Source organism: Vallitalea maricola, from assembly GCF_036985595.1.
GTDB lineage: Bacteria > Bacillota > Clostridia > Lachnospirales > Vallitaleaceae > Vallitalea > Vallitalea maricola.
The window spans coordinates 123,430-148,379 of the sequence record NZ_BTPU01000027.1; the positions used below are offsets into that span (position 1 = coordinate 123,430).

Below are 24,950 nucleotides of genomic sequence, written 5' to 3' on the forward strand. Positions count from 1 at the left end.
AATTATATTGCTAAAATGGCATCATCATAAAATATAAAATTGTAATAACAATAAAAAATTGGTATAAACAAGCCTAAAATAATATATATATTATACAAGATTAAGTTAGTAATTATAAACTATTAACAAATAACTTCGCAGGTAACTTAATTAAATAGTATAAAATTAGAATCTGTGATAAAATATACTGTGGAGTATATATTTTACTAATGAAACAATATATGGGGGTTATTAAATGAAATATAGTAAGATTTTAGGTGCGACTTTATTACTAATTATTATGTTATGTGCATGTACGTCGACTAAGGATACAATAGAAGATAATACAATACGTAATAATAATCAGGTTGAAAACAACACAGATAATGATTCTGCTACTCCTAAAGAAAATAATGAAGAGAAAAATAATGAACCACCAGTTACTATTAAAAGCGATATGATTGTTACAAGAGCTGTTGCAGCAAAAATGATATCACTTGCAAATTTTGACAAAAGAACTATTGAAATCAGTGATCGAGAAATAGAATTTGAAGATACCACACCAGAAAATTGGTTTGACAAATATATTAATATGGTAGTAATTAATAAATGGATGTTAGGTGGTAGTAAGACTTTTAATCCACTGAGACCTCTAACTATTAGTGAATTACTAACTATTAGTGAAAGATTAGGTATTAATTTAGATAACTTACAGATAGAGCTTGCAAATAAGGACGAAGCAGTAAATTATAAAGATTTTATGACCTTTTTTGAAGTGCTATGTGATAAGAATAAAGATGAAGATGGAATAACAACCAAGAAATTGACTGTATTCGCAACACCAGCCAATAGCGCTAGTTTGAATTCTTGGCAAATGGCTACTAATTATGGCATGTATACTTTTGAAGGTCTGACTCTTGACCGATATTTGGATAAAGAAATTGAAGTAATAATTAGGGACAGAGAAATTGTCGCTGTTAAGAGAGTTATAAATGAAGCACCAAAACTTACAAATGCGTATATTGAAAAGATTGATGGAAATATTGCGACTGTATTTATGGGAGGAATTAGTAGAGAACTAACTATAAACCATGATAGATACAAGCAGAAGAAGGATGTAATAGGAGATATAATTATTGATAATGGACATATTACTGGTATTCTTTTAAAAGAGCAAAAAGTCCCAGGTAAAGTTTTGTTAATGAGCAGTGAAAAAGTAAACTTAGATGAATTGGGCACATATTTTCTAACAGATGATGCTAAAATCTATTCAACAGTAAATGGCATTCGTTGGAAAAGCATTAATAATATCATTGTTGGATATGATTCTACTGATTTCGTTGTTGATGATAATGGATTGGTATGTGCAGCAATTATTAGGGATAAGGTGGATATTAATGATATAAGAGTGCTAATAAGTACCGATAAATTCAGGAGTAAATATCATAAGAATGTATCAATAACAGCAACAACCGATTATATAATAGAATATGGAGATAATAAAAAACAAAGTAAAGCAGGAGAGATTATAAGTATTAATGATAATTATTTTAAATCTAGTGATAGGATATATGTTAAGGCATTAGATGATGGTAAGATAACAATTAATAGTATTAAGAGAGGAAATGATTTCAATCCTTCTTATAGGGGAATAATAGAGATTGCAAAAGAAAAAGAAGGTTATTTGATTGTGAATGAGGTTCCTGTTGAAGAGTATCTATATGCAGTTGTTCCTAGTGAAATGCCAACTTCATATGGTATAGAGGCGTCTAAAACTCAAGCTGTCTGCGCTAGGAGTTATGCGTATACTCAGTTTTATTCCAACAGCTATTGTAAATATGGTGCTCATGTTATTGATAGTGTCAGCTCGCAAGTCTATAACAATGCACCTGAAAATGAAACTTCCATAAAAGCTGTAAATGAAACCAGTAAAATGGGATTAACATTTAATGGTAATGTGGTTTCTGCTAATTTCTTCTCAACTTCATGTGGTTTTACAGCAAGTTCAGGAGAAGTATGGCCACATTATAGTAATAGGCAATTTCCAACAACCTCTCCTAAGTATCTTAGAGCTAAGCCGCAATTTGATGGTGAAACCAAATATGATAATCTAGAAGACGAAGAGCTTTTTAGAGAGTTTATATTAGATGATAAGGTTGATAGTTATGATAAGAAGTTTGCCTATTATAGATGGTCAGTTGAATTAACAAAAGAGCATATTGAAGCCTGTATTAACAGTACTATCGGTAACCAATATAAGAAGCAGCCAAAACTTATTAAGACTCTTGATGAGAATAAAATATTCAGAAGCAGACCTGTTGATAGCATTGGAACTCTAAAAGATATAGGTATATATAAAAGAGGTAAAGGCGGTAACATTACAGAAATGATTATTGAAGGTTCTGAGGGTATTGTTAAGGTATCAACAGAATATAATATCAGATTATTGGTTTCGCCAATTAGTTATATAGAAGGTAAAGAAACAGTTCCGGTAATATTGCAGAACAAAAGTGAAAAAATAGTTGATAAGTTGATGCCTAGTGCTTTTTATATAATGGATAAAGAGTATGATAAGGATGGTAATCTAGTTAAGATTCTATTCAGAGGGGGCGGCTACGGTCACGGTGTTGGAATGAGTCAAAATGGTGTAAAAGGTATGGTTGATAAAGGATATGATTTTAATAAAATACTGAATCACTATTATGAGGGAACCCAGGTTAAAGAGATTTATTAATTAATTCAAGTATGTGTTTTAAATAAAATATTTCCTTTTATAGAATTTAAATAATATGATATAATAACGTAATATATAAAATATCTAACTTACAAGTAGGTGACATAAATGAACAAAAAGACGTTAGCTATAATTGTGATAGTAATGGGGCTTTTAATTACGACCTTTCTTGCTAGATATAATGATAAAAATATGGAACAAAATACACAAGTAAAGAATGATAATAATAATTTGATCGGAACTAATTTTGAGAATCTAGATTTACCTGAGAATTATGATATTAGACAGTTTGAGGGTATTACTCTTAATTTTATTGTTGAAAATAATCTATATGCTAATGTTATTTTGCATGAAAGTGAAGAATTCCAAGATATAACTGGAATCAATATAAAAGTAAAAGCTGTAGATTTTGATACTCTAATTCAAAAGGTAAATCTGGATTTTATTGCAAAAGATGGTAAATACCAGCTCATATATGTTGATCCATATCAAACTCTTAACAGATTTTATGATTATTTAGAGGTTCTTAATTCATATAATACCAATCCTGATTATCCCCATATAATTGGTTATACAGATGATTTTTTTGAATATCAGACCAGGGTTATTTCTTATTTTGAGGAAGATACCCATTTATATACTGTGCCGTTTGACAGTACTACTATGATTTTATATTATAGAAAAGATATATTTGATGCTTATAGAGATAGGTTTATAGAAGAAAAAGGGTATGATCCTACTCCTGGAACTAAAGGTTTTACTTGGGAAAAATATATTGAAGTATCTAGGTGGATTGATGAGAATGTACCAGATGAAGAAATAAAGTATGGCAGTGGTCATATGGCTCAAAAACATAATTCAATTTTTTGTGACTTTTCCAACGTATTGGCTTCTTATGGGGGAGATTATTTCTTTGATGAAAACATTAATACTCTTGGTTTGAAATCATTCAAAAATATTAATGTAAAAGATAAAGAATTCTTAAAAGCTCTTGATGTCTACAAACAGATTCTAAAGGCAGCTGCACCAGAGAGTGTTGAATGGAATTGGACAGATTCAGCTAATGCATTTAGAAATGGCGAAATAGCAATGATGCCTAATTGGGATGAGAATTATACTTATATGGAAGATGAATTGCACTCAAAAGTTGCAGGAAAAGTGGGTTATTCCATATTGCCTAATGGAGATGAAAGAAGTGCAAACATTTTTGGCGGTTCAGGAATAGGAATTAACAAATACGCTTCGGATATAGAAAAACAAGCTTCGTGGTTATTCATTACTTGGGCTACTTCCAAGGACATGCAGTTAAAAGTACTTGAACATCCTGAAGGCGGCAGTCTTCCAACAAGAAAATCAGCATATGATATTAACACAGAAACTGTGGATATACAATTTGAAGATAATTTTATAAAGCACAAAAGTGCTGTATTGGATGCATGGAAACCAGAGAATCTATATCTAAGACCTAAGATATCTAATTTCTATGATGTGGAACAGATAATAATTAGTAACCTTCATGATATGATAAAATATGATCTGGATTCAAAAGAAGTAAGTGATAGAATATATGAAGAACTAAGACAGATTAGATTACAAGAATGAATGACACAGGAGAGATATAAATGAAAAGAATAAAAATCTATCATGCTTTGCGTGTCAAACTTGGTATAATAGCTATAGTTTTAATTGCACTTCCTGTGATAGCTATATCTATCACCTATTCAAGAACTGTCAAAGAAATCATAAAAAATAAATATACTGATACAGCTATACAATCTGTTTTTGAAACAGGAGATAAGATAGACTTTATCTTGCAGGATATTGAGGAATTCTCTACGGTCATAATATCCAATACCAATTTACTTGACATGCTCAAGAATGAATCGGAATATGGATATGATGATTTTAAGAATACATTAAGAGGTTTTATTACTTCAAGAGATGATATTGAAGTTATTGACTTGGTTATGCAAGGAAGAAAATATTCTATTGGAGCTACAAAAATAACAAGCGCATATTCTATTCAAAAAACACTCATGGATTCTTCTGGACAACCAGTATGGCTTCCCACCAAGAAAGAGAATATAGAAATACTATCAGGTATTTTTGATAAATATTATTTTACATTAGCCCGTAGAATCATTGATTTTAATACACTGGACGATTATGGTTATCTGATGATTAATATGGAGGAAGTCATTTTAGAACAAGCTTACAAGAGTTTAATAGATGATGAAAACGTAGAACTATTCATATGTGATAAGAATGGAGTAATAATCAGTCATCCAGATAAAAGTAAAATAGGTACTACAATCAGATATAAACGCTATGCTAATGAGGTTCTGACCAGTAAAGATAATAACAGTTATGTTCAGTACAAGGATAAAATAGATAAAGTAGCAATCTATTCCACCATTGATAGTAATGGTTGGAAGATAATTAAAACGATTTCTACTGGTTATTTATATGAAGAGATTAACAACATACAAAAATATTTTCTGTTAGGAGGATTTTTGTATGGTATCGTTATAATTCTATTCATGATTTTCTTTTCAATAAGATATACGGAACCTATGATGAAAATGAAAAAAGTCATTAATAAAGTTGAACAAGGTGATTTGACAGTTAGGACAGAAGTTCATTCCAATGATGAAATAGGACAGCTTGGGGATAGTCTTAATAATATGATTTCTGAGATGGAAGTACTTATAGACAAATTGGTAAAAGAAGAGCAAGCGAAAAAAGAAGTGGAGTTGGAAGCTCTTCATGCCCAGATTAATCCTCATTTTTTATACAATACATTGAATACTATTAAATGGATGGCTAAGATTCAAGGTAATAAAAGTGTCAGTAGGGCTATAACTGCCTTGATAAAATTATTAAGGATAAGTACTAATCTGGGCAGGGATAAAATAACACTTGAAGAAGAAATAGATTATGTAAAGAACTATATTGTCATTCAGAAGTTAAGGTTCAACGAAGCAATTAATCTAACTTATAATATTGACAGTAATTGTTTGGGACTAACCGTACCAAAGTTATTCTTGCAGCCAATTGTTGAAAACTCAATTATATATGGTATTGGTGATGAAAACAACGAATTGAATATTGAAATAAAAGCTTTTACCAGAGGAGAAGACTTGATTATTGAAATAACAGATGATGGACCAGGTATTGAGGATGCAATATTAGAAAAAATATTTAAATCCCAAACAGATAAAAATAAATTCAGTAAAGTTGGGTTAAATAATGTTAATCAAAGGATTAAATTATATTGTGGCAGTGATTATGGTTTGCAGATTGAAACAAAAGTAGGAACAGGAACATTGGTTAGGGTTAGACTTAATGTAAAGGGTATAAAATCTTCTTAAGGAAATATTGTAGATTAAGCGGGGTGTTTTATAATGTATAAAGTACTTATTATTGATGATGAAGTACTAGTAAGAGTTGGTTTAAAAACAACAATCAATTGGGAAAACATCGGTTTTACAGTTGTAGCTGAAGCTTCTAATGGAGAGCAGGGTTATGAACAGTATAAAAAACATATGCCAGATGTTATTATTACTGATATAAGAATGCCGAAAAAAGATGGACTTTGGTTAGTGGAAGAAGTAAGAAAAGAAAATGCAGATGTGAAGATATTAGTTCTAACATGTTACGATGAATTTTCATATGCGAGAAAAGCTCTAAAAGTAGGCGCTGATGACTATATACTCAAGTCAGAAGTTGAAGATGAAGAACTTATAAGCATCATGAGTAAAATCAAGAATAAAATAGAAGTACAGAATAAAAAGATAAACATGACCAAGTTAAAAAAAATACAAGTGATATGAAAAGAGCCCTTTTCAATGATATGATTAAACTTGATTTTGCAATAGATAATAAACTTATCCAACGCTGTAAAAATCTAGAGTTTTCATATAATGATACTAGATTTTCATTTGTGAATATAGTGATAGAGAAATATCAAAGTAAAAATCATGAAGACAAAGAAAGGTTCAGACAAATCAAGCAAGCAGTAATTAATATTTTTCATGAACAGTTAAATGAAAAAAATATTGAGTTCCTTTTTATCAGCTATAAGAAGAAATATAATTATCTTTTGTCTTCACCAAAATTAAGTATATCAGAATTGAAACGTATATTTTTATCTGTCAGTAATGCAGCTAAACAGTACTTTGATGTTTCAGTTAATATTATATATACCAATCCAATAAAAGAAAGTATTGGACTTGGAAGTTCCTATAAGGAATTCATTAAAAAAACCCAGATTTCCTTTTATGGGGATGAACATATACTTTCTATTGTAAATACCAATAATATAGAATTCAATGATGTCAACGTTTTTGATCTTAGGAAATCATATAATAAACAGGTTATTGAACTGATAGGTCAAGAGAGTATAGAAAAAACCAGTAGTTTAATTAGTGATATTAGTAATTATTTTAGAGATAATGATATCAATCCTAAGATAGCGAAAATATTTTACTCTAATTTAATAGGAGATATTTTTAATTCTTATGGTCAATTATACGAAGATAATACAAATATTAGTAATCTTGAATATTATCATTATCAAATTATCAATTCAGATATTCAAAAGGAAGTTATACAATTACTAGAAGATTTTATAACTGAAGTAGTGGGTGTACTAAAAAATTTAACTCATGACCATTCCAAGTTACTGGTTAATAGAGCTATTAATTATATAGAAAACAATTATCAGCAAAAGATTTCTCTAGAAGATGTAGCTAACAACCTGAACTTATCTAAACACTATTTATGTAATATATTCAAGAAAGAAGTAGGCAAAACTATGTCTCTATATATTAATAACCTAAGAATAGAGCAAGCTAAGAAAATGCTATTGAAACCCGATAACAAAATAAAAGAGATATTCGAAAAAGTCGGTTTCTCTAATCAGCAATATTTTAGTAAAGTATTCAAAAAAATAACAGGTATGACTGTAATGGAATATAGGGATAGTAAAAATATATAAATAATTCATTTAAGTCTTCTCATTAGAGGGGGCTATTTTTTTGCATTTTTTTAATTAGTAGTTAATATAGTGCAAAAAAATATTAACTAAGTATAAAAGATTGGTTTTACAAAAGCGTCTATTTTATTTGAGTAAAATTGTATAAAACAATAATAAAATAGACCATTTATTTGGTGGTAATTTTAATATATCATTATATTCACAAAGCGAAGATGTTAAATTGCACAAAACCATTGGAAGGAGATGAAAAGGCTATGAATCAAGATATCAAATTGAGAGTTTCCAATATTGAGAAATCATTTCCAGGTGTCAAAGCATTGGATAAAATTAATTTTACCGTAAAAAAAGGTACAGTCCATGTTATTTGTGGTGAAAATGGTGCGGGTAAGTCTACTCTTATGAAAGTCATAAATGGAATTTATAAACCAGATTCGGGGCAAGTATTAATTGATGAAAAAGCTGTTGATATAAAAAATCCAATTCAAGCTAGAAGTCTTGGTATTTCTATGATATTTCAAGAACTGAATTATATACCTGAAATGACAATAGAAGAAAGCTTATTTGTTGGTAATTGGCCTAAGGATAAATTAGGGAAGGTTGACTGGGGTGAAATAAGAAAAAGAACTAATAATTTATTGAGAAAAGAGAATCTTGCTTACTCTCCTCAAACTAGATTAAAAGACCTGACAGTATCAGATGTTCAGATGTTAGAGATACTAAAAGCTATTTCCTACAATTCAGATATCATTATCATGGACGAACCGACTTCCGCAATAACACAAAAAGAAGTTGAAGTATTGTTTAGCAAGATAAATGAATTAAGAGATCGTGGTGCTTGTATAATATATATTTCTCATAAGATGGATGAAATATTTAGAATAGCAGATGAAATAACAGTATTCAGGGATGGAGCAGTAGTAGATTCAAGATCAAAAGATGATTATGATATGGAAACTGTAATAGCTCAGATGGTTGGTAGAAAGTTAACCAATGACTATCCAAAAGAAAAAATAGCATTAGGAGAAAATGTCCTTGAGGTTAAGAATCTGACTTCTACTAGAAACTTTAGAGATATAAGCTTTAATGTACGTGAAGGAGAAATTGTAGGTTTTGCAGGACTTATGGGTGCTGGCAGGTCAGAAGTCATGAGAGCACTTTTTGGCTTGGATAGTTATGAATCAGGTGAAATCCTCATAAAAAACCAAAGGGTTAAAATTAAAAACGTTAAAAACAGTATCGACAAAAGAATGGTTATGCTTTCAGAGGATAGAAGAAGATTCGGTATTATACCAGTTAGAAGTGTAAAAGAAAATACTTCCCTTGCAAGCCTTAAGAAATTCATCAACAAAGGTAGATTGCATAAAAAGGCAGAGAATAAAACGGTGCAAGAGTATTGTAAAAACATGAATGTTAAAACTCCTACTTTTGAAACAACTATAGAATCATTAAGTGGTGGTAATCAGCAAAAAGTTGTATTGGCTAAATGGATGGTAACAGATCCAGATATCCTAATCTTAGATGAACCAACAAGGGGAATTGATGTTGGTGCAAAATATGAGATTTATAAATTAATGACACAATTGGCACAAGAGAAAAAGGCTCTAATCATGGTTTCGTCAGAGCTTCCTGAACTCATTGGTATGTGTGACAGAATCTATGTCATGGCAAAAGGAGAGATAACTGGAGAGCTAACTAGAGAACAGTTCACCCAAGAAAACATAATGAAGTTAGCTACAAAAACCAAATAGTAAATGGAGGAGAACAAAATGAAAACAAATAACACATGGTCGTCTATTAAAAGTAAATATAGTATATTTTTGGTACTCATAGTCTTATTTCTAATATGCTGTATTGCTAATAAGAATTTTGCAACAATAGATAACCTGACTAATATATCAAGACAAATTTCCGTTGCAACCATATTAGGTTTTGGACAAACCATACTAATCATATCTGGTATGTTGGATTTATCATCCGCTTCGGTACTTGCTCTTGCTGGAGTATTTTCGGTTTCGGCTTATACGTCAACAGGCAGTTTATTGATAGCTTTCATAGTTGCTATAGTAGCAGGGGTTTTTTGTAACATGATTAACGGAGTAATGATTACTAAATTCAAAGCACCACCTTTTATTGCAACTCTTGCAATGATGACAATGGCTCGTGGTGCGGCACTTCTATATACTAATGGGCAAAACATATATCAAATAGGAGATTATATAAAATTCGGTCAAGGTTCAATCATGGGGATACCTACACCATTAATTTTCTTAGTAATTATCCTTATACTTACTTGGTATCTGTTGAATCATACGGTGTTTGGACGTTCTACCTATGCAATTGGTGGTAATGAAGAAGCTGCTAATGCTTCAGGTATCAATGTAAATAAAATCAAGATGAAAGCCTTTATTATAAATGGTATTTTTGTAGGTATTGCTGGTGTGTTATTCATGTCTCGTGTAAACGGTGGTATGCCTAATGGTGCTGTAGGTTATGAATTTAAAGCTCTTACAGCGGCAGTAATTGGTGGAACAAGTTTTACAGGTGGTATAGGAACAGCAGCAGGTACCTTAGCCGGTGCATTCATAGTCGGTTTCTTAGATAACATTATGGTATTGACAGGGGTCAACTCTTATCTACAACAAATAGTACGTGGTGCAATTATAGCTCTTGCGGTTATCTATGATATATGGGCTAAAACAAAAAGAACTAAAAGTAAGCTTGGCAGTATTGAAGAAAAAAAATAAAATTGAATCTTATATGAGTATTGTTCTGATGAACAATAAAAATGGACTCATATTTAGATAAAAGAATAGTCTATTAACCTATTCATAAAATTTAAGGAGGAAATTGAAATGAAAAAGATTTTGGTAGTCACATTAATTTTGACAATGGTTACTTTAATGTTTGCAGGTTGCCAGTCTTCTGACAAAGAAACAAAATCAGGGGACAATACTGGGGTGTCAAATGAAAAAACAAATGATGAAGAAAAGCCTTTTAGAGTTGCATATATAGCAAGAGCTCAAGCGGATTCTTTTGCCGCATGGCTTGCCAATGCAGTTATGGAAGAAGCTGATAAATATGACAATATCAAAGTGGATGTATTTGATGGACAAGCTTCTGATGATACTGAAAACTCATTGATTGAAAATGCTATAACCAATAAATATGATGCAGTTATCATTCAGCCAAACAATGGTGAAGCTCAAAGACCTTACGCTGAAAAAGCTGTAAAAGCAGGTATCATAACAATTACTACCAATGCACGTATTGATGGAATTGAAGGAGCATCCTCAGTAGATGCTGACCCATACTTACAAGCTGCAGTAAATGCACAAGCTGCAATAGATCAAATTCCAGAAAATGCTAATGTAGTAGTATTAAAAGGACCTCCAGGAAACTTCCATGCAGATAAGAGATATGAAAGCTGGCAGAAAGAGTTTTTTGAAAAACGTCCAGATGTAAAAGTAGTTGGTGAAGAAATAGCTAACTGGAATAAAGATGAAGCAATGAATTATATGGAAACTTGGGTTCAAGCTAATGATAAAATTGACGCAATAATTGCCATGAACGATAACATGGCTGCTGGAGCAATAGAAGTAATAAAAGACAATCCAAAATACAAAGACATCTTAGCATATGGTGTTGATGGAACTGCTGAGGCAGCATTATTGATAAAAGATGGACTAATGACTTCAACATGTCTACAAAGTGCTTATGATTTAGCAGAATCTCTATTAGATACTGCAAATAAACTATTGACTGGTGAAGAAAAACAAATTGATATTGATATCGATTGTCCATTGATTAATAGTGAAAATGTTGATGACACAATTGAAATGCACAAAAAAGCAGGAGCATTATAAAAAGTATTCATAAGTAGATTGATTGGTACGTGACTTGGTGCACGTACCAATTTCAAAATAAGGAGGTTAATTATAATGAAAAACAAAGCAGTATATATGCAAGGAACAAACAATATGGTATTTAAAGATGTAGCTGTACCTGAATTATCACCAAAAGATGTTTTGATTAAGATAGACACAGTAGGTATTTGCGGTTCAGATGTACATTATTATCAACATGGTAAAATAGGTGACTTTGTTGTTAATGGAGATTTCATATTAGGACATGAATGTGCTGGAGAAGTAGTACAAATTGGAACTGAAGTTGAAAATCTAGTAGTAGGTGATAGAGTTTGTCTAGAACCTGGTAAGACTTGTGGCAAATGTGAATTCTGTAAAGAAGGAAAATATAATTTATGCCCAGACGTAGAGTTTTTTGCTACACCTCCATATCATGGAGTTCTTCAAAATTATGTTAAACATCCAGAGGATATGTGTTTTAAATTACCTGATAATGTAAGCAATATGGAAGGTGCTTTAGTTGAACCACTAGCCGTTGGATTACATGCAGCAAGTATTGGCGATGTAAAACTTGGAGATACTGTTGTTATTTTTGGAACAGGATGTATTGGTCTTGTAACCCTTTTATCATGTAAAGCAAGAGGAGCTTCCAATATCATAGTTGTAGATGTATTAGAAAATAGATTGAAAATGGCTGAAAAACTTGGTGCAACTTCAGTTATTAATGCAAAAGAGACTGATGTAATTAAGGAAATAGAATCATTAACTGATGGAAAAGGGGCTAATGTTGTAATAGATACAGCAGGAGCTGAAATCACTGTGAAACAAACTGTAGATGTAGTAAAACGTGGCGGCATCATTGTTTTAGTAGGTATGACTCCTAAAGATGAGGTAAGTTTTAACTTTATGAAACTCATGGGTAAAGAAGGAGAAGTCAGAACTATTTTCCGCTATAGAAACCTCTATCCTGTGGCAATTAACGCAATTGCAAGCGGGTCAATTAATGTTAAGCAAATAGTAAGTCATGAATATGATTTTGAACATACAAAAGAAGCTTTTGACTTTGTTGTGAATAATGCCAGTGAGGTTGTTAAAGCCGTAATTAAAATTGATTAATCAACAGGAGAAAGAAGGGTAGAAATGTATTTTATAGGTATTGATATAGGAACTACATCTGTAAAAATAATTGCAACAGATGAAAATGGAAGTGTAATAAAAACTATAAGCAGAGAATATCCTATCTATTTTCCTAAGCCACTATGGTCAGAGCAGAATCCAAAGGAATGGTGGGAACAATCAAAATTTGGGTTAATAGAATTATTGGATGGATTAGATAAAAACCAGGTAAAAGCCATTAGTTTCAGTGGACAGATGCACGGATTAGTTACACTTGATGAGAATGATGACGTAATAAGACCTGCAATACTATGGAATGATCAAAGAACCGATGAAGAATGCCAGTATCTTAACGAAGAAATAGGTCAAACCATAATATCCAAGTGGACAGGTAATCTAGCACTTACTGGATTTACAGCACCTAAACTCCTATGGCTAAGAAAAAATGAACCAGAGAATTTCAATAAAATAAAAAAAATAATGCTGCCAAAAGATTACTTAGCATATAAGATGTCAGGTGTATTCGCAACAGATATGTCAGATGGCTCAGGAACTCTTTACATGGACGTCAAAAACAGGAAATGGTCAAAAGATATGCTGGAACTCCTAGAAATATCTGAAACTCAATTACCAAAACTATATGAATCCTACGAGTCAATAGGTAATATAAATGTTGAACTAGCTAGTGAACTAGGGCTAAACAAAGATGTTAAAATTGTAATTGGTGGTGGAGACCAAGCAGTTGCCGCTGTGGGAGGAGGCGTTGTAGAATCAGGCTCATGTTCTCTATCCCTTGGAACATCCGGTGTAGTATTTACATCAAATGAAAAGTTCTTTATAGATGAAAATAATAGTCTTCACTCCTTCTGTCATGCAAATGGTAAATACCATCTCATGGGTGTAACCTTAGCGGCAGCATCATCCTTAAAATGGTGGGTCAAAGAAATAAACAAGACCAATGATTTTGATAAACTATTAGATGAAGCACAAGAAGCAAAGATTGATGACAGCTTATTCTACTTGCCATATCTCATGGGAGAAAGAACACCTCATAATGACCCGAATTGTAGAGGTTTATTTATAGGGATGAATATGACCCATGAAAGAAAACACATGACAAAAGCCGTATTAGAAGGAGTAGCCTTTTCATTACGAGATACATTTGAGATAATGAAGGAAATGGGTATTGAAATAAACGCTATTAGCATTAATGGCGGCGGAGCCAAAAGCAGACTCTGGTGTCAGATAATAGCTGATGTATTAGATGTCAAGGTAAATAAACTTAATACTAATGAAGGTCCAGCATATGGAGCCTCCATATTAGCTTCAGTGGGTTATGGACTATTTGAATCCGTCGAACAAGCTTGTAAAAAATTCATTAAAATAACTAATACCATAGAACCCAACAAAGAGGATGTAAAACTATACAACAAGAAATACAATAAATTCAAAAAAATATATCCTGCAACAAAAGAACTCTTCAGAGAATTAATCTAATAGGCTCATAGCTTATTCCAGTAAACTAATGTTTCTAAGAGCAACTTAAGAATATACCTACAGATTAAACATATAAAATGTCTAATCTGTAGGTATTTCTCTATACTCTATAAAATCAGTAGGAGCCCAGTGAATATTACCCTATACCATACTGTTTTATTCTTTGTTTTTCTCAAAGTAGATGGCGTTAAGTTCACCACCCACTAATATAATTATACTACATAGGTATAACCATATTAATAGAATAATTATACTTGCCAGACTACCATACATATAAGAGAAGTTACCTATTTTATCAATATAAAATGAAAAGATAAAAGACATAGTTAACCAGCCGATTGTAGAGAGTATAGCTCCAGGTACTACTTCTTTGAAAGTTATCTTTTTATTTGGTGATGCGTTATACAACAGTATAAAAAAGAAGAATAGAAGTACCATAGCAAAAAGTATCCTAATGAAGTCAATTATTCCTTCTAACCCTGTGGGAAGATATATATATGAAAACGCTAGATTAAGTAGCTTATTCCAAAATATAATTAATAAGAAAGTTAGAATCAATACTATGGCAAACGCTATAGTATATATAAATGACATCAATCTTAAAAAGATATATGAACGGGTTTCTTTTTCTCTATATGCTTTATTAAGACTAGTTATTATTGCCATTATACCTTTTGATGCAGCCCAGATAGTAGCAATAAGTGCAATGGACAATAATGTATCGCTTTGGTTTTTTTCAATATCTGTAGTAATGAATCCTATAACACCAAAAATCTCATCAGGAAAGATGTCTTTGAATTGATAAAGGACATCCACATCTGATAAGGATGTATAACTAAGTATCTGCATAAGAAATAGTATAAAAGGAAAAATGGACAACAGTATATAAAAAGTGAGTTTTGAAGCCCAAGCTGTAATATCATCTGATTGTATTCTCTTGAATAAATTAACGAATACAATGGCTTTTTTAAAATTCATATAAGCTTCCTCCTATTTAATACTATCTGTGTGGATAATTATAGTAATTTTATTATAAGCAAAAACCTCACGTATAGCAAGTAACAATAAAATAAATTGGTTTAATAATTGGAATGTTGGTTAATATTGTAGTAGTTAGTTACAATATCATAAAGTAAAATGTAATCATAATTATTCTTAACATTTCAACGATAAATTAGCCTGTTTTAATTTTCTAGGAGACATACCTTTTATCTGATAAAATGTCCTGGTAAAAGAACAATATAACTGAATTCAAATTCAACAATAAATAATATATACATAAAAGTAAATTGAAAAAGTTGGTTTGTAATGGTAACATTAGTTTTGTTACAATGAATCCTTACGAGATTAAAATATTATCATGTAAGCTTATTCCATGTAACCACTAACATACGAAAGGAAGATATTAATATTATGAACGAGTTTCCTTATATGGATACAACATTATCTTTTGATGAAAGAGTCAACGATTTAGTTTCACGTATGTCATTAATTGAAAAAGTCTCTCAGTTGGTACATAATGCTTCACCTGTAGAAAGACTAGGTATACCTGCCTATAATTGGTGGAATGAGGCACTTCATGGAGTAGCGAGAGCAGGAGTGGCAACAGTTTTTCCACAAGCTATAGCTCTAGGTGCAACTTTTGATGAAAAATTAATCAATCAAGTGGCTGCTGTTATATCAGATGAAGGAAGAGCGAAATATCATGAATTCCAACGTCAAGGCGACTGTGGTTTATACAAAGGGTTAACTTTTTGGAGCCCTAATATTAATATATTTAGAGACCCTAGATGGGGTAGAGGTCATGAGACTTTTGGAGAAGATCCATATCTAACAAGCAGGTTAGGAGTTAACTTCGTTGAAGGGCTGCAGGGTACAGACGATAAATATCTAAAAAGTGTTGCAACGCCAAAGCATTATGCTGTTCATAGTGGACCAGAGAAAGACCGTCATAGTTTTGATGCTGAGGTTTCAATAAAGGACATTAGAGAAACATATCTGCCAGCATTTAAAGCTTGTGTAACAGAAGGAAAAGCAGAGGCAGTTATGGGAGCCTATAATAGAGTGAATGGTGAACCATGTTGTGGAAGTCATTTTTTGCTACAGGATATTTTGCGTGAAGAATGGGGATTTGAAGGACATGTAGTTTCTGATTGTGGTGCATTGATGGATTTTCATGCTTATCATCATATTACTAAGAGTCCTACCCAATCAGCAGCTTTAGCTCTAAATAATGGATGCGAATTAAATTGCGGAGATACATTTGAATATTTGTTACTTGCACATGATAAAGGTCTAATCTCTGAAGATACTATAGATGCTGCTGTAAAAAGGTTACTAAAAGTTAGATTCAAACTAGGGATGTTTGACGGTAATGAAGATGTTCCATATTCATCAATCCCTTATGAGGTAGTAGCTTGTGATAAGCATAGAGAATTAGCCTTAGAAGTAACTAAAAAATCAGCAGTTCTATTAAAGAATAAGAACAACATTTTACCACTAAATAAAAACGGAATAAAATCCATAGGTGTAATAGGCCCTAATGCCAATGATAGAAGAGTGCTGGTCGGTAACTATAATGGGACACCAATAAGATATGTAACCATACTTGAAGGAATACAGAATGCAGTTAACGATAATACACGTGTATACTATGCAGAAGGCTGTAAATTGATTGAACCAGAAGTAAGTATGTGTCAAGAGAAAGACAGTGGATTTTCAGAGGCTATATCCGTAGCGAAGATGTCAGATGTAGTTATCATGTGTCTTGGATTATCGCCTATAATTGAAGGTGAACAAGGAGATGCAGCTAATTCAGATGCGTCAGGAGATAAAATCCATTTGGATCTACCTGGACAACAACAAAGACTCATGGAAGAAGTATATAAGACAGGGAAACCAATTATTCTGATTTTATTAAATGGAAGTGCGGTTGCAATTAACTGGGCTGATGATAATATAGATGCAATACTAGAGGGATGGTATCCAGGTGGAGAAGGAGGTAATGCTATAGCTGATATTATTTTTGGAGCTGATAGTCCTTCAGGTAAGTTGCCAATAACTTTTTACAGATCACTTGATGATATACCATCATTTGATGATTATAGTATGAAGAATAGGACATATAGATATTTTGATAAAGAGCCATTGTATCCTTTTGGATATGGTCTTAGTTATACATCTTTTGAATTTTCTAACTTAATGCTTTCAAAAGATATATTAGAAATGGGAGAAGAATTATTAATCAATGTTGATATTACTAATACAGGGAAATTATCAGGATATGAAACTGTACAGTTATATGTAAAAGATTTGCATGCATCAGTAGATATACCTAGGTATGAATTGAAAGGATTCAAAAAGGTATCGTTGAAGCAGCAAGAAACAAAGACAATAGAATTTGTGCTAAAACCTAGACAATTAGCTTTAATAGATAATGATGGAGAATGTAAGATAGAACCCGGCAGTTTTCAGATATTTGTAGGTGGAAGCCAACCAGATAGAAGAAGCATACAATTAACAAAACAAAAAGTATTAGATGCAACATTTGAGATTGCAGGTAATGTAACGACCTTAAAATATTAATGCTTAGATTAAAAATATAGAGGTAAATAGAAGATAACTAATATTTTTCATTACTTTATCTAATAGTTTAATTCTCAAAAATTTTACTTTTTATTCTAAAATATACTAATAAAAATATATTATTGGTATTGACATATATATGTTGTTTAGGTAAAATAATAATATACACACAATAACCGATAGGATTATTCGGTATTTGAAAGGAGAGTTTAATTATGAGTAATGTATACGATAATATACTAAAGTTAGTAGGTAAAACACCACTAGTGAAAATCAATAAATTAAATGATACACATGCAAACATATATGGAAAAGTGGAATATTTTAATCCAGGTGGAAGCATAAAAGACAGAATTGGTCTAGCTATGATCGAAGATGGTGAGAAGAAAGGCTTGATAAATAAGGACACAGTTATATTAGAGCCTACAAGTGGAAATACTGGAATAGGTATAGCTATGACAGGTGCCGTAAAAGGCTATCGTGTTATACTAACTATGCCAGATACAATGAGCAAAGAAAGACAAAATCTCTTAAAAGCTTATGGAGCTGAATTGGTTTTAACACCAGGAACTAAAGGAATGAAAGGAACAATTGATAAAATTGAAGAATTAAAACAAGAATATCCTAATCACTTTGTTCCACAACAATTTAATAACGTATCTAATCCAGGAGTCCATAGAAAAACTACAGCTCTTGAGATAATTAATGATATGGATGGTAAAGTAGATATTTTTGTTGCAGGTGTTGGAACAGGAGGAACAATAACTGGTATTGGTGAAATTCTCAAGGATAAGATTGAAGGTGTCAAAATTGTTGCAGTGGAACCAGATAATTCAGCAGTTTTATCAGGTGAAAATCCAGGTCCACATAAATTACAAGGGATAGGAGCAGGATTTGTCCCTAATGTATTGAATAAAGATGTGATAGATGAGATAATAAAAGTAAAAGATGAAGATGCTTTTACTACAATGAGAACATTAGCCAGAAAAGAAGGAATGCTTGTAGGTATATCATCATCAGCGGCAGTTTTTGCAGCATTACAGATAGCTAAGAAAGAAGAAAACAAAGGTAAGAATATAGTTGTCATATTACCAGACAATGGTGAAAGATATTTATCTATGAACATATTCTAAATGAAGAATTATCATACGCTAAATTTGTTATTATGAGGTGCAAAAATGAATATATCCAATAAAACCAGATATGGATTAAGATCAGTAGTATATCTAGGTATAAATTACGAAAAAGAAAATATCTCCATCAAGGAAATATCTGATAAAGAAGGTATATCAAAAAGATACTTGGAACAAATATTTGCTGAACTGAAAAAAGGTGGAATTATTAATAGTACTAAAGGAACTAAAGGAGGTTATTTTTTAACAACTAAGCCTTCCGATATTACAGTAAGCAGTATTATTAAATTACTTGAAGGAAATTTAGATGTGATTCAAGAAATAGACAATTATAACATAGAAGACTTAGAATATACTATAGTCAATAAAGTATGGAACAAAATGTCACAGGCACTAATTGATGTAGTGAAGAGTATTACTATAGAAGATATTATCAACGACTATAATTCACTTAGCAGAAACATGTTTTATATATAATGGTTCTATGTTACAAAAGATAAATTAGGAGAATAAAAAATGAAATTAGGTACATTGTGTTATATAGAAAAAGATGGCAGAACTCTTATGCTCCATAGGGTAAAAAAAGAAAATGATATCCATGAAGGTAACTGGATTGGTTTAGGAGGAAAAATAGAAAATGGTGAATCACCAGTAGAATGTGTTATAAGAGAAGTTAAAGAAGAAAGCGGTCTAACCATAAAAAATCCTGACCTAAGAGGAATATTGACTTTCCCTGAATTCGGTAAAGACAATTGGTACGTTTTTCTCTATACAGCTACTGAATTCAACGGAGATTTAATTGAATGTAACGAAGGAGATTTAAAATGGATTGATAATGAGGATTTACTAAACCTAAAAATGTCAGAAGGAGATAATCTCTTTTTAAAATGGTTAAAAAAATACAAAATGTTTTCAGCTAAATTTATTTATGATGGCAAAAAATTAATAGATTATGATTTAGTAGTTAATTATTAAAAGATAGATAATAAAAAAAGACAATATAACTTAAAAAAATAAAGGATTAATATTGACAAACCAAAACTATATTGATATAATGGTTAAAATAATTTAACGTAAAAAAGTGATAAAGCATAAAAGCAATGAAGAGGAAGAGTACTTTATTTTAGAAATATAGAGAGGAGATGCTGGTGGAAATTCTCCATGAAGAAATAATGGAAGGTAGCCTTGGAGCTGTGAACCGAAATCATATGAGAGTAGACTTCAACGGAATCCCACCGTTATTAGGGAGCTGATATCAGATAAATTATTTATCTCGTATTAGACTAAGTGGCATAATATGCAAAATAGGTGGTACCGCGGAGATAATACCTTCGTCCTTTTAATACAAGGACGAAGGTTTTTTAATTCTTGCAGAAAATTTGATTGCTTGAATGTTAGTTGAACTTTCTTGTGATGATTAATCTATTTACAATCAAAAACTAAAATAATAAAAAGGAGATGTTACATATGTTATTAACTGGTGCAGATATAGTTGTTGAATGTTTAAAGGAACAAAAAGTAGATACCGTATTTGGGTATCCAGGAGGAAATGTAATTCATATTTACGATTCATTGTATAAGAATAAAAAGTATATTAAGCATATATTAACCGCTCACGAACAAGGAGCATCACATGCAGCAGATGGCTATGCAAGGTCTACAGGTAAAGTAGGGGTTTGTATTGCTACTTCAGGACCGGGAGCAACCAATCTTGTTACAGGTATCGCTACAGCTTACATGGATTCAGTACCAATGGTTATAATAACAGGTAACGTTCCATTATCTTTACTTGGTAAAGACAGTTTTCAAGAAGTGGATATAGCTGGAGTAACTGCTCCTATAACAAAGCATAATTATATAGTTAAAGATATAAATAAGTTGGCTGATACCATAAGAGAAGCTTTTTATATAGCTAGTGAAGGTAGACAAGGACCAGTACTTATTGATATCCCAAAAGATATTGCCATGACAACTACTGATTATGAATATGCAGAACCTAAATTAGTAGAAAGATGTACTAAAAATATTACTGAGGAAGCTATAGATAACGCATTAGAACTTATAAATAATTCAAGACAACCGTTCATATATATTGGTGGTGGTGTAGTTAGATCAGAGGCATCAAAAGAATTGTTGGAGTTCGCAGAAAAAATTGATGCACCAGTAACCTCTAGTCTAATGGGGTTAGGAGGTTTCCCAAGCAGCCATGAATTATTCACTGGAATGATTGGAATGCACGGAACAAAAGCATCCAATAAAGGAATAAATAAGAGTGACTTGATAATTGCCATAGGTGCTAGATTCAGTGATAGGGTTGTAAGTAAAGTTGAGAAATTTGCGCCTAATGCTAAGATACTTCATATTGATATTGATCCTGCTGAGATTAATAAAAACGTTGTTTCATATCATTATATAGTTGGAGATATTAGAGAAGTATTGAAGCAACTTAATAATAATATTACAAAGCAAGATAGGTCACAGTGGGTAAACAAGATTAAAGGTTACAAAGATAAATATCCATTAAGATATCCTGATAATGGTCTAAAAGCACAATATATCATAGAAAAACTTAATGATCTCACAGATGAAAACACTATAGTAGCAACAGAAGTAGGACAGCATCAAATGTGGACTGCTCAATATTATAATTTCAATAGTCCAAAGGAATTCTTGACTTCTGGAGGACTTGGAACAATGGGATTTGGTCTAGGAGCAGCAATAGGAGCACAAGTTGGTAATCCAACTAAAACAGTAATTAATATTGCTGGTGATGGTTGTTTCAAAATGAATCTTATTGAACTTGCTACAGCAGTTAACTATGATTTACCAATAATTATAATACTTATTAATAATAATTCTCTAGGAATGGTTAGGCAATGGCAGTCATTATTCTTTGATGGAAGATATTCAGAGACCACCCTTAATCATGCTACAAATTTTGTTGGATTGGCTGAGAATTTTGGAATGAGAGGATTGGAAATCTCCAAAAAAGAACAAGTTGAGGAAGTATTACAAGAAGCTATTAATTGCAAAGGACCAGTATTAGTTCATTGCAGAATTCATGAAGATGACAAAGTATTTCCAATGGTTGCTCCTGGAGAGGCCATAGATTCATTGATTATGGAAGGTTAAAATATATGATTAATTAAGTAAAAGGGGCTAAGATAGCTCCTTTTTTAATGTAATTCGTTTTTTTCATGATACTGTGCAGTTACATCTAATTATTTATGGGTTATCATTTTAATGATATTTTTGAATTTGAAAGAACTTCCTTTAGGGACTTTTGGGGTAACAAGATCACAATCTTTACAGAGATAATTCAAAGATCTATCTTTTAACATATTTTTTCTTGTTGTACAGTATTTATCATTATTCCAAATATTAATTAATGTATCTTTGGTTAAGTCACCCATTGTTACTTTGCCGGTGGCATCATTACAACATAAACTTAATTTTCCGTCTGGGCGTATAACTACTTGTTCAAAAGGATATAAACAAACGGATTTTAATTTATGTTTTTTCTTAGTCCTATTTTTAGCTTGACCACTTCTATTGGTTAGAATCTCATTTTCTTTTCTAAGGTAAATATGTATCTTATTTTGATAAGGTTTTGATAAAGCATATTCGTATATTTCTTTAACACGGTCATTAAGTATAAGATTATCGTTATAATTATCTATTGTAATCCAATCTAGGTATTTCATTATTTCCTCAAATTTATCTACAGTCAATAAAGAACCATTTGTAAATAAATAAAGTTTAGCTTTTGGCAGAGACTCTCTTGTCAATTTGAGAAATTCAAATATTCTTTTATCAAGTAAAGGTTCATTGTTGGAGTATAATCCTATACTGCCACTATAATCTATATCTTTTAGCTGATTAATTATTGAGACAAACAATTCTCTGTCCATTAATTTGAATGGACGAGGGTCAATATTATGGTTAATAGGGCAAAAAGAACATGTTCCATTACATCTATTAATGGTCTCTATCTCTATTGTTTGAAATAGAGGATATTGTGATTGGGATAAATATTCATTTGCCCGTTTTTTACTTGTTCTGTTAAATAGTCTATCAAATAATATAAAGCTATAAGGTAATATATATTTTTCAAATGCAACGGGATGTTTAGTTTCAAGGGAAGATTTAATCTTCCCGATTGTATTGGTGTATGGATTTACAATCATTTTATTCTTCTCCTATTATATGATATATTTTTGGATTATTACACTGTTAAGTGCTAAATATAGTATTATAATTGAATTATCTTTAATCAACTTTCTTCAGTACATAATAATTAGGCTTTTGATGTCTATATATATAATCTCCTGATTTCCATTCCATAAACAGATATTGTTCATTATCTATTGTTCTTATGATATACTTAGATGCTGTTTGATGTGAATGATCTAGTATATAACCTTTGGTCCAATTAATTGAAGGTTCATTGTCAATTTTACCCTCTGGTTCTAATTTTAGTCCTTCAAAAGGCAGATTGATTTGTTCATATGTTGGTTCATAGGACAGAATGTCTTTCGTATAATCAACACTTTTCCATTCGCCGATAGCAATATTGTCATTAACAAAAGGTATATCAAGATTGTCAATATTTCGATTGGCATAAGCATAATATTGAAAGGTACAATTAATAAGGAAAAAGCTAAATATTAATACTATAAGTATATTTCTGCTTTTATTTCTATTATAAGATTTGTATCCTAGTATTTTGCATAATGCCATAATTAATAATAGAGATAAAATACTTAACATAGTAAAGAAATATACTCCTACTAAATAAATTGGTATATTCATAATACCTATACAAAAGAACAGCCTACCATATAATCTTACAAATATAATGATGCCTATCATACTTCCGATACTTATTAATCCAGTAATAAAGGGGCTTTTTATGTGTTTGCCGCAAAAAATGTATATTAATGTTATTAGTATGTATAGAGTGAAGATTATATTAGCAATAAGTAGAAACATAAAATTGGGATTTAAACCACTTGAACTGAAATCAAGTATAAGTGATAGAATGATTCCAAATAAAATACAATCTACATACACTATTATGCAATTAGCCAGTATTATCTGTAATAGACTATTAGGTATCAAAAGCATATGTTCTTTTGTCTCAAAAATTGTATCTTTTGCTAAATTTGATGCTCTTTTCATTAGTATTATAAATGCTATTACAAGTGAACTAAAACTCAATAATAGACTATTTTCATTATCATTAGGAGTTAGTTTGAAAATGGAAAGGATAACAATTAAACTTATAATGATTAATAATAAAGTTCGTATAAAAACTCTATCTCTTTTAAGTTCATACTTTAATAAATTTTTCATTTCATCACCTCAATAAAAGTTTTCTCTATAGATTGTCTTTTATCTATTCGTAATTCTTCACAATCATAGAATCCTATTAACTGACCTTGTTTTATAAATATAACTTTATCCAAGAGTTTTTCAACTTCTGGAATTATGTGAGTAGCGATTAACATTGTGGAATTATCATTTATATTATTAATAAGCATATCAATCACTTTGTTTCTTATGATAGTATCCATACCTCCAAGGGGTTCATCTAGTAGATAAAGTTTTGCCTCTCTAGCTATTGAAAGAGATAAACGTAACAGTTGAGTCATACCTTTAGATAAATTCTTTATTTTTTTTGAATAGGGTATATCAATATTAATTTCTTGTAATATGCTATCAAATTTATTTTCGTTGAAGTCATTATACATATCTATATAAAAGCTTCTAATATCTTCTACACTCATCCACTTTGGTATAGCATTGTTTTCTGTAAGCAGTGATACATAACCTTTAGTTTTTTCATTGGGGCTTTGTCCATTTATCAATACTTCTCCATGGTTATAGGGTATAAGACCAGCTACAGTATTCATGAAAGTTGTTTTACCACTTCCGCTAAGACCCAGTAATCCAACAACTTCACCTTTATCAATATGAAAAGTTATATTATCCAAAGCCTTATGCTTGCCATAGCTTATTGATAGTTTCTTAATATCTAACAT

At 31.1% G+C, this 24,950-nt stretch carries 19 protein-coding genes and 1 other annotated feature; of the genes, 15 read left to right on the plus strand and 4 right to left on the minus strand.

Features of this window, described 5'->3' with window-relative positions; translation table 11 throughout:
- Window positions 1-235: 235 nt before the first annotated feature.
- The 10 genes from AACQ14_RS09255 to xylB all read left to right on the plus strand — a co-directional run bounded on the left by AACQ14_RS09255 (window position 236) and on the right by xylB (window position 14,188).
- Window positions 236-2,713: a SpoIID/LytB domain-containing protein gene (locus AACQ14_RS09255; protein ID WP_339363299.1), complete on the plus strand. Its 2,478-nt coding sequence runs from the start codon at window positions 236-238 to the stop codon at window positions 2,711-2,713.
- A gap of 108 nt (window positions 2,714-2,821) precedes the next feature.
- Window positions 2,822-4,315, plus strand: coding sequence for an extracellular solute-binding protein (locus tag AACQ14_RS09260; RefSeq protein ID WP_339363300.1), 1,494 nt, complete (start codon window positions 2,822-2,824; stop codon window positions 4,313-4,315).
- Between the two features lie 20 nt (window positions 4,316-4,335).
- Window positions 4,336-6,084: a sensor histidine kinase gene (locus AACQ14_RS09265; RefSeq protein ID WP_339363301.1), complete on the plus strand. Its 1,749-nt coding sequence runs from the start codon at window positions 4,336-4,338 to the stop codon at window positions 6,082-6,084.
- A gap of 33 nt (window positions 6,085-6,117) precedes the next feature.
- Entirely contained in the window at window positions 6,118-6,546 is a 429-nt protein-coding gene (locus AACQ14_RS09270) for a response regulator (protein WP_339363302.1), read from the plus strand.
- Window positions 6,543-7,712: a helix-turn-helix transcriptional regulator gene (locus tag AACQ14_RS09275; protein WP_339363303.1), complete on the plus strand. Its 1,170-nt coding sequence runs from the start codon at window positions 6,543-6,545 to the stop codon at window positions 7,710-7,712. The genes AACQ14_RS09270 and AACQ14_RS09275 overlap by 4 nt, the downstream gene beginning before the upstream one ends.
- A 212-nt stretch (window positions 7,713-7,924) precedes the next feature.
- Entirely contained in the window at window positions 7,925-9,460 is a 1,536-nt protein-coding gene (locus AACQ14_RS09280; RefSeq protein WP_339363304.1) for a sugar ABC transporter ATP-binding protein, read from the plus strand.
- A gap of 18 nt (window positions 9,461-9,478) precedes the next feature.
- Window positions 9,479-10,456 (plus strand): ABC transporter permease, encoded by a 978-nt coding sequence (locus tag AACQ14_RS09285; RefSeq protein ID WP_339363305.1) that lies wholly within the window; start codon window positions 9,479-9,481, stop codon window positions 10,454-10,456.
- Between the two features lie 108 nt (window positions 10,457-10,564).
- Complete coding sequence (locus tag AACQ14_RS09290; RefSeq protein ID WP_339363306.1) at window positions 10,565-11,575, plus strand: sugar ABC transporter substrate-binding protein; 1,011 nt, start codon at window positions 10,565-10,567, stop codon at window positions 11,573-11,575.
- Window positions 11,576-11,650: 75 nt separating this feature from the next.
- Window positions 11,651-12,691 carry an NAD(P)-dependent alcohol dehydrogenase gene (locus tag AACQ14_RS09295; protein WP_339363307.1) on the plus strand — a complete coding sequence of 347 codons (1,041 nt, stop codon included), beginning with the start codon at window positions 11,651-11,653 and terminating at the stop codon, window positions 12,689-12,691.
- A gap of 24 nt (window positions 12,692-12,715) precedes the next feature.
- On the plus strand, window positions 12,716-14,188 hold the full coding sequence (xylB, locus tag AACQ14_RS09300) for a xylulokinase (protein WP_339363308.1): 1,473 nt from the start codon (window positions 12,716-12,718) through the stop codon (window positions 14,186-14,188).
- Between the two features lie 156 nt (window positions 14,189-14,344).
- Here xylB and AACQ14_RS09305 read toward each other — a convergent pair whose 3' ends face one another.
- Window positions 14,345-15,166 (minus strand): YihY/virulence factor BrkB family protein, encoded by an 822-nt coding sequence (locus AACQ14_RS09305; RefSeq protein ID WP_339363309.1) that lies wholly within the window; start codon window positions 15,164-15,166, stop codon window positions 14,345-14,347.
- A gap of 435 nt (window positions 15,167-15,601) precedes the next feature.
- Here AACQ14_RS09305 and AACQ14_RS09310 point away from each other — a divergent pair, with 435 nt between their 5' ends.
- The 5 genes from AACQ14_RS09310 to ilvB all read left to right on the plus strand — a co-directional run bounded on the left by AACQ14_RS09310 (window position 15,602) and on the right by ilvB (window position 22,038).
- A complete protein-coding gene (locus AACQ14_RS09310; RefSeq protein WP_339363310.1) occupies window positions 15,602-17,773 on the plus strand; it encodes a glycoside hydrolase family 3 C-terminal domain-containing protein in 2,172 nt (723 codons plus the stop codon).
- Between the two features lie 215 nt (window positions 17,774-17,988).
- Entirely contained in the window at window positions 17,989-18,906 is a 918-nt protein-coding gene (cysK, locus tag AACQ14_RS09315; RefSeq protein WP_339363311.1) for a cysteine synthase A, read from the plus strand.
- Between the two features lie 45 nt (window positions 18,907-18,951).
- Window positions 18,952-19,383 (plus strand): RrF2 family transcriptional regulator, encoded by a 432-nt coding sequence (locus AACQ14_RS09320; RefSeq protein WP_339363312.1) that lies wholly within the window; start codon window positions 18,952-18,954, stop codon window positions 19,381-19,383.
- A 39-nt stretch (window positions 19,384-19,422) separates the two neighbouring features.
- A complete protein-coding gene (locus AACQ14_RS09325; protein WP_339363313.1) occupies window positions 19,423-19,881 on the plus strand; it encodes an NUDIX hydrolase in 459 nt (152 codons plus the stop codon).
- A gap of 116 nt (window positions 19,882-19,997) precedes the next feature.
- Window positions 19,998-20,248: a binding site (T-box leader), on the plus strand.
- A gap of 125 nt (window positions 20,249-20,373) precedes the next feature.
- Window positions 20,374-22,038 (plus strand): biosynthetic-type acetolactate synthase large subunit, encoded by a 1,665-nt coding sequence (gene ilvB / locus AACQ14_RS09330; RefSeq protein WP_339363314.1) that lies wholly within the window; start codon window positions 20,374-20,376, stop codon window positions 22,036-22,038.
- Window positions 22,039-22,127: 89 nt separating this feature from the next.
- Here ilvB and AACQ14_RS09335 read toward each other — a convergent pair whose 3' ends face one another.
- The 3 genes from AACQ14_RS09335 to AACQ14_RS09345 form a co-directional block, all read right to left on the minus strand.
- Complete coding sequence (locus AACQ14_RS09335) at window positions 22,128-23,093, minus strand: radical SAM/SPASM domain-containing protein (protein WP_339363315.1); 966 nt, start codon at window positions 23,091-23,093, stop codon at window positions 22,128-22,130.
- Between the two features lie 82 nt (window positions 23,094-23,175).
- Window positions 23,176-24,261 (minus strand): hypothetical protein, encoded by a 1,086-nt coding sequence (locus tag AACQ14_RS09340; RefSeq protein WP_339363316.1) that lies wholly within the window; start codon window positions 24,259-24,261, stop codon window positions 23,176-23,178.
- Window positions 24,258-24,950, minus strand: coding sequence for an ABC transporter ATP-binding protein (locus AACQ14_RS09345; RefSeq protein WP_339363317.1), 693 nt, complete (start codon window positions 24,948-24,950; stop codon window positions 24,258-24,260). Before AACQ14_RS09345 ends, AACQ14_RS09340 begins: the two co-directional genes overlap by 4 nt.